8 protein-coding genes and 1 pseudogene are annotated in these 6,527 nt (G+C 39.2%); 3 read left to right on the top strand and 6 right to left on the bottom strand.

Annotated elements, in window-relative coordinates; all coding sequences use genetic code 11:
- Both I8752_RS20870 and I8752_RS20865 read left to right on the top strand, forming a co-directional pair.
- A partial coding sequence (locus I8752_RS20870) for a Tn3 family transposase (RefSeq protein ID WP_214434203.1) occupies positions 1-1,210 on the top strand: 1,210 nt, incomplete at its 5' end.
- 25 nt (positions 1,211-1,235) lie between these two features.
- Positions 1,236-1,643 carry a hypothetical protein gene (locus I8752_RS20865; RefSeq protein WP_225895801.1) on the top strand — a complete coding sequence of 136 codons (408 nt, stop codon included), beginning with the start codon at positions 1,236-1,238 and terminating at the stop codon, positions 1,641-1,643.
- Positions 1,644-1,816: 173 nt separating this feature from the next.
- Here the strand turns inward: I8752_RS20865 and I8752_RS20860 are convergent, their stop codons facing one another.
- Together I8752_RS20860 and I8752_RS20855 are read right to left on the bottom strand one after the other, a co-directional pair.
- The gene (locus I8752_RS20860) at positions 1,817-2,176 is read right to left on the bottom strand and encodes a hypothetical protein (RefSeq protein ID WP_225895800.1); all 360 of its coding nucleotides are present in this window, start codon (positions 2,174-2,176) and stop codon (positions 1,817-1,819) included.
- Between the two features lie 71 nt (positions 2,177-2,247).
- Complete coding sequence (locus I8752_RS20855; protein ID WP_214434202.1) at positions 2,248-3,111, bottom strand: hypothetical protein; 864 nt, start codon at positions 3,109-3,111, stop codon at positions 2,248-2,250.
- 238 nt (positions 3,112-3,349) lie between these two features.
- Here I8752_RS20855 and I8752_RS20850 point away from each other — a divergent pair, with 238 nt between their 5' ends.
- A complete protein-coding gene (locus I8752_RS20850; protein WP_214434201.1) occupies positions 3,350-4,123 on the top strand; it encodes an Rpn family recombination-promoting nuclease/putative transposase in 774 nt (257 codons plus the stop codon).
- A 442-nt stretch (positions 4,124-4,565) separates the two neighbouring features.
- Here the strand turns inward: I8752_RS20850 and I8752_RS20845 are convergent, their stop codons facing one another.
- The 4 genes and pseudogenes from I8752_RS20845 to I8752_RS20830 form a co-directional block, all read right to left on the bottom strand.
- Entirely contained in the window at positions 4,566-5,114 is a 549-nt protein-coding gene (locus tag I8752_RS20845) for a WGR domain-containing protein (protein ID WP_214434200.1), read from the bottom strand.
- A gap of 65 nt (positions 5,115-5,179) precedes the next feature.
- The gene (locus I8752_RS20840; RefSeq protein WP_225895799.1) at positions 5,180-5,425 is read right to left on the bottom strand and encodes a hypothetical protein; all 246 of its coding nucleotides are present in this window, start codon (positions 5,423-5,425) and stop codon (positions 5,180-5,182) included.
- A 222-nt stretch (positions 5,426-5,647) separates the two neighbouring features.
- The gene (locus I8752_RS20835) at positions 5,648-6,193 is read right to left on the bottom strand and encodes a hypothetical protein (protein WP_214434199.1); all 546 of its coding nucleotides are present in this window, start codon (positions 6,191-6,193) and stop codon (positions 5,648-5,650) included.
- A 55-nt stretch (positions 6,194-6,248) separates the two neighbouring features.
- Positions 6,249-6,527 (bottom strand): annotated as a pseudogene (locus I8752_RS20830) (hypothetical protein); the annotation flags it as partial.

Here is a 6,527-nt window from a genome sequence, read left to right as displayed (position 1 = left end):
AAAATGGACGCGGCATTTTGGGCCGTTGTCGGGTAGCGAACCAAAGTTAAAAGAACCCATAGAACGTTATATTTTCACAACATTTGCCTATGGTTGCAATCTGGGGCCTAATCAGATGGCACGACATTCAAGAAGTGTGGTCACATCTCACATGATTTCTTATACGAATCGTCGCCATATCAGTACATCAAAGATTGAGGCTGCTATTCGAGATATTATTAATGCTTACAACCGTTTTAGTCTGCCGTCAGTTTGGGGTACTGGGAAACGTGCCGCCGCCGATGGCAGTAAGTTTGAGATATACGAAAACAATCTCCACAGTGAGTACCACATTCGTTATGGCGGATATGGTGGTATTGCTTATCACCACGTTTCTGATAAGTATATTGCTTTATTTACTCACTTTATTACTTGTGGTGTCTGGGAAGCTGTGTATATTTTAGATGGGTTACTGAAGAATCTCTCTGACATTCAGCCTGATACGTTACATGCAGATACTCAAGGTCAATCAGGGCCTGTCTTTGCTCTGTCTTACCTTCTTGGTATAAAATTGATGCCACGTATACGTAACTGGCAGGATTATACTTTTGTCCGTCCCCGCACTGACATCACCTATAGTTACATCGACCCGTTGTTTAAGGATGTGGTCAACTGGAATTTAATTAAGACCCATTGGTACGACATGATGCGGGTGGTGCTGTCAATCAAAGCAGGAAAGGTTATGCCTTCGACTTTGTTGCGTAAATTAAGCAGTTACAGCAAAAAGAACCGTCTTTATCAGGCTTTTTTAGAATTGGGTAAAGCCGTGCGGACTATGTTTCTGTTAGATTACATCTCCAATGTCAGAATGCGACAGGAAATTAACGCGATTACCAATATTGTGGAGATGTACCACGGTTTCTTGGATTGGGTATTCTTTGGCAAGGAAGGCACTATTACTGAGAATGACCCAATTGAGCAAGAAAAACGGCTTAAGTACCTTGATTTGGTCGCCAGTGCTGTAATTTTACAAAACACAGTTGATATGTCCCTGGCGATTAATATGTTGAGTGAACAGGGCGAAGTAATTCTTCAACGCCATATCGCGGCTTTAAGCCCTTACGTAAATAGGCATATAAAAAGATACGGTGATTATGTTGTGAATTTACACAATATTCCCCAACCGTTAGAGGCGGCAATGAATCTACCACCTGAAATCTTTGAAAGCTAGATATATCAAGAATTTCCAGACCATCTTGCAGGTTTTTACACGTATCTCGGCTTCACGTCTGATCGAACCCACACCAGAGCAACAACGTTTTATGCAAGATGATGTTTCCACTCGTCTACATCATTTAGCAAATCATCTCAAACAGATTCAGTCTTTATGGGCTTTTGACTCATCAGTAGATTTAACGCTGCCTCTGGTAAAAGAAAGTCGGTACTTTATTGAGTGGGCTGTACCTGACATGGTAAAAGCTGATGACATTGACCGAGCCTGTGAATTAGTTGATTTAGGTCGGATTCTGACTCGTTGGCTGTTTCATTGGAACGAAATTTGGACTAATGCTCAACAAAGGCAGTTGGCTGCGGAGCAAACACAAACTTGGTTACATCGGGTTTTGGAAATAGCTGATACGCAACCTGAATCGCTGAGTGCATAAATTTCCTAGCTAGGAGCCAACAGACCTTCAATGATTAGCCGTACTCATATCAGGGTAGTGAAGCAAAGGATGGTTTTAGGTGAATCTAGTTAAGGCATAGTTAGGAAACATCTGACAAAAGTTTTGATAAAACCCCCAACTACGCCACAATCTTCTGGCATATTTTCAGTTGTTTAATCTTCACTACCGCTACTCAAGCACCCACCTAGCAAAGCACTGCCAAGAAATACTGAAAATGTAACTGTCATCATGCCCAAACAGATATTCTTTTGCGATCGCCAATGATGGTTGCTGATTATCGTTGGTCTGGAGTTTGCAGCGATAATCTCGAAACCCCAACAACCCATTGCAGTTACTCCCATGAATGCGGTGATTATCAAAGAGCTAATCGTAATTGGGTACAAAATACGGTTGACGAAATCCTGTGTTTGAAATCGTTTCATAGTGCGTCGTTTCCGAATAATTATTGTATTGATTGAAATGGCTTGCTGTTGCTTGGTTTGATGAAGAGTGATGCGTTTGTGTTGATTCATAGGAATTTCCTCGATACGCTGTGTAATGAAAAAATAAGACAGTTATTACTGTCTTGAATAAACCTAAATTTTTACCGAGAACTTACAGCAGTCCTCTGCCCGACTACATAATTCATCCATGCCCGAATCGCTGCGGTTTCATCAGTCCCACTCTTCGTTGCGCCCAACACTTGCTCAGTATAGGAGGATTGGACTTGATTGGGATTCTCAAGCTTATCAGCTGCCCAAGCCAAGCACATGGTTTTCACTAGTTCATCGACTTTGCTAATAGGTAATTGACTAGGAAATTTCACATCTTGGAAATGCAACCACTCTTTGACCAAATCAACCGGGTAATCTAACAATGTACGAATCTGTTTGATTCGCGCATCTTGAGGATGAACAACAGGTTTTGTCGGGGTTGAAAAGGGCGGTTCTACAACGAGGCGATCGCGTTCATCTTCTTCTAAATCATATTTAGGGCTGCTGGGTAATTTTGCTTGAATTTGCTGTATTAACTCTGCCCAATCAGCGTTTACATCCCAATCCCGACGAATTTTAGTTTTGGTTATAGCATCATATAATCCGCAGAAAACGACATTTTCCTCTCCGGGATTAGCAACAATTGTTAGAGGTTTAGAGAAATCCTCTACGACTGATGCTGCGAGTAAGAAAGACTTCGTGAAGTTCGTCTCAATTCCGCTTCTGACAACGTACAGTTCATCAGCCAAGATAAAAATGTCTAACTTCAGGTTGTCTTTGCCTTTGTAGTCTTTATCTGTCAGTTGTAATTGGTTGAGATAACCTGTTAATGCTCTTTGGGGTATAGGGGTTTGTTTGTCCAGAGCGACATCAAAGTTGTACCAACCATAAACCTGACCATTGATTTCTAACTTTTTAACGTACAAGTAAACTGGTAGCGGTGGATTACCTAAACCTAGTTTGATTTCAGCCATTAGCCATTATCTCCTTTGTTTTGGCAATGAGAACAGATTGTTTGTACATTTAGTCTTAGGGATTTAGCAAAGCTAATTGAACTACAAATTTCTGAAGTGAATCACAAAAATCTAATTTACTTGAATAAATTGCTCAAAGAATTTGAGATAACATATAATTTATTGTAGCTGTTAAAAATCAGGAATAAATTCAAATATTCAACTAATTATTAACTAATTACATTCATGAAATTTATCCATGTTTGACAATACTTGTAAATTGATTGCTGAACTATATTCTCCTGATTTTGCAACTTGGTTATTAGGGAAACCTATTACTTTAACTAAGTTAAGCCCGACAGAGTTATCGATAGAACCAATTCGGGCTGATGCCTTAATCATGTTGCAATCAGATGAAGTTGTTCTCCACATAGAATTTCAAACGGCTCCTGATGAGAATATGCCTTTTCGCATGGCTGATTATTACTTGCGGATATATCGTCGCTATCCCAATAAACAAATACACCAAGTTGTGATTTATTTGGATAAAACTACGTCAGATAAAGTGTATCAAAGCACTTTTGCGGCAGATAGAATGAGACATGAGTTTTCTGTAATTCGTTTGTGGGAACAACCGCCGGAGATATTTTTGAGAACCCCAGGATTGCTGCCATTTGCTGTATTAAGTGCGACCGATAATAAGGCTAGGACATTACAACAAGTGGCGGCGGCTGTTGATAGAATTAGTGAAAGGCAGACACAAAGTAATATTTCTGCTGCTGCTGCAATATTAGCTGGGCTAGTATTAGATAAAGAAGTGATTGGGCGTTTATTCAGGAGAGATATAATGAGTGAATCAGTTATTTACCAAATGATTCAAAATGAAGCTGAAGAACAAGGTCGTAACAAAAAAGCCCGTGAAATTGCAGCTAATATGCTGGCAGAAGGTATGAGTATTGACCTAATTACTCGGCTGACAGGCTTATCATCAGAAGTAGTACAAGAGTTGCAGCAGCAGCAAACGAATGAGTAACTTAAGATACCTGCTCGCTCGTTATCCTAACCTCTACAAACGGCTTAATACATCCCATCGCACCCTCTAATACAATTCGCTGCTTTTCGCAATGCTCGAAAATTTAACAGCATCCAGATTTTTAGCCTTGAATCTGTTGCCCAATTTTAGAGAACTAGTATAGTGCAACACGTCATCCAGATGTGTTTTCATTTCAGAATCAACGTCGTTACGATACAGATTTAACTATTAACAGCTTTACTGCATCTAAGTTTATTAATTGCGAATTGCGAATTGCGAATTGGTTTGGCATTCGTTGAATGTTTACAGCATTTCGATTGGTTCGATTTAATCTCGCATTTCTCACTCTTGTTGAGGTGAAGAAGGGGCAGAGGGGAGCCAGTGCGCCTTTGCGTGCCGACAGTCACGCAACTTGCGTGCAAAGGAGCAGTGGCAATTGATTTTAAATATTTCGCCAGAAATTCTTACTGATAGACTTCAGACTAACCATTTGCACTTCAACTTTCTGTACTTCTTTCTTATTCTGCCCAACAACGACAGTAGGCGAAGGTAGCAAAGAACTAAGCAGTTGAATTTGATGGTCAACATCAGCAACTGTTCGGTAAACAGTGTGAGGATTAATCTGCATTCCTAAGGGTGTAGGGACAAGTTTTAAGTATTCGTTTAGAGCCTCAATATATCCAGGATTAAAATTGCGAATGGCGACATAAGGGCGGAGAGTACTGAGTATTTGCAACGCCCTTTTGATATCTACTACGCTGCAAGAATTAATCTGAGGCTGACTTTCTTGGTAGCCTTTACTTTTCTTTTCAAAAACGAGATTATGATATTTATGAACAGCTTGTTGATGGCTGTTAAAGGAATGAACTTTCGTTTGGGCATTGTAACCGACTCGTCCCCACTCAACAGTCACTTGAGTACCTTCGACTTTCGCTGACCAGAATTTATTGCTGTTGCGAACAGCATCAACATAAACAAGATATGTTTCCATGATTTTTGATGTTTTAATGGAAGATGTGGTAAACATTTATCAACCAAGGATTCACCACAAATCAACTATTGATTCACGTTTCTATGGGCATTGCCCCACCTAAGTTGATGCTGTAATGCTTCTAGAATTGACTCGGCTTCATCGACAGTCAATTCCTCAAGTTGAGAACAGATATCGTACAAGTCTTGAGGAATACTATCGGGAATAATTAATTCGCACAACGCATCTTCTAGAGCAGTTGACATTGAATATTCAGATGCACTGTATTCTTGTTGCATCAAAACGTATGTTGATAAAGTGATGCGAAACAAGAGTTAGTTTCTCTATTCAGTTGTTCTAAATATACACCATACTTATCAACAAGCTGGTCAATGCGTTCAGTTTGTCCATAATAAGTTACTAAATCTTTTGACATTTCTTATTCTTTTAATGTAGAGTTTTTCAAAAACCATAAGCGAAGCTATTACTCTCTTAAGAAATGCTATCTTCGCCTATTTGTGAATTTTTTAGTGACCTTTTTGAAATTGTTTTGACTAGTTTGTGAAATCAGAGCAGGAATCTGAACCACATCCATAAGGATTAATTGCACAAATTAATTGATGTTCGCCGTAAAAATTACCATCATAATTAGCACAGCCTACGCAAGCTGAAGGTATATCAGAGTAATCATCGAAATCCTCATCATCGCAATCATCATAATTATCATCTTCTGCGACTAGAGTGTAATCACAATTGGGACAGTAAGTTATCTCTCTGCCGCAATCATCTTGTAAACAAGTCAAAATATTATCTCTGCCGACAAAATACAAATAGCTGCATTTGCAAATTTCTATCTCTTCATCCGCATTTCTGTAATCGGGGTGAACTTTCCATAATTGTTCTTTGGAAACATTATATCGAATTCCAGTAAAACCTCCAGTATTCCACAATTTTCCATCATGAAAAATTCTAATGGCAAAATTGGAATCATCATTAGCAATATTTTCTAAACTACATTTGTCCCAAGCATCGCTATAATTGTAAGTTCGATAAATTGCATCACAGCCATATTTACTATATGGATGTGTTTGAATTATCAAGTATTCTCCTTCGGTATATTTAGGATTGAATTTAATAGCAATACTCTGGACAAAATTAAGCAGCAATAACGCCGTAAGCTCGTAGGTTTTGGTAGTTAGGATGGGATTTAATTACAGTTGGCGAGAGGTCTAACATTGAAATAAAGGTGTCGAGCAAATGGTCATTGAGTGCCCGTCGCTTGACACTTGCCATAGAAAAGATCAAGGGTTTTTGAGCAGACTGCTGTTGATGAGCATCGAGCTTGGCAAGATTTAAAGCAGTGAAACTAGCATTGAAATGAAAATCAAGCTTTTTGACATCACGGGCTTGACAATCACTCAGTCCGGTAAACTG

Origin of the sequence: Dendronalium phyllosphericum CENA369, from assembly GCF_016056275.1 — a bacterium.
Lineage (GTDB): Bacteria > Cyanobacteriota > Cyanobacteriia > Cyanobacteriales > Nostocaceae > Dendronalium > Dendronalium phyllosphericum.
Note: the sequence above shows the minus strand (reverse complement) of the source record. Positions and strands in the feature narration are given on the sequence as shown.

Coding starts and splice junctions, on each gene's coding strand:
- I8752_RS20850 (WP_214434201.1), top strand. CDS start 3,350: ATGTTTGACAATACTTGTAAATTGATTGCTGAACTATATTCTCCTGAT.
- I8752_RS20860 (WP_225895800.1), bottom strand. CDS start 2,176: ATGAATCAACACAAACGCATCACTCTTCATCAAACCAAGCAACAGCAA.
- I8752_RS20845 (WP_214434200.1), bottom strand. CDS start 5,114: ATGGAAACATATCTTGTTTATGTTGATGCTGTTCGCAACAGCAATAAA.
- I8752_RS20855 (WP_214434202.1), bottom strand. CDS start 3,111: ATGGCTGAAATCAAACTAGGTTTAGGTAATCCACCGCTACCAGTTTAC.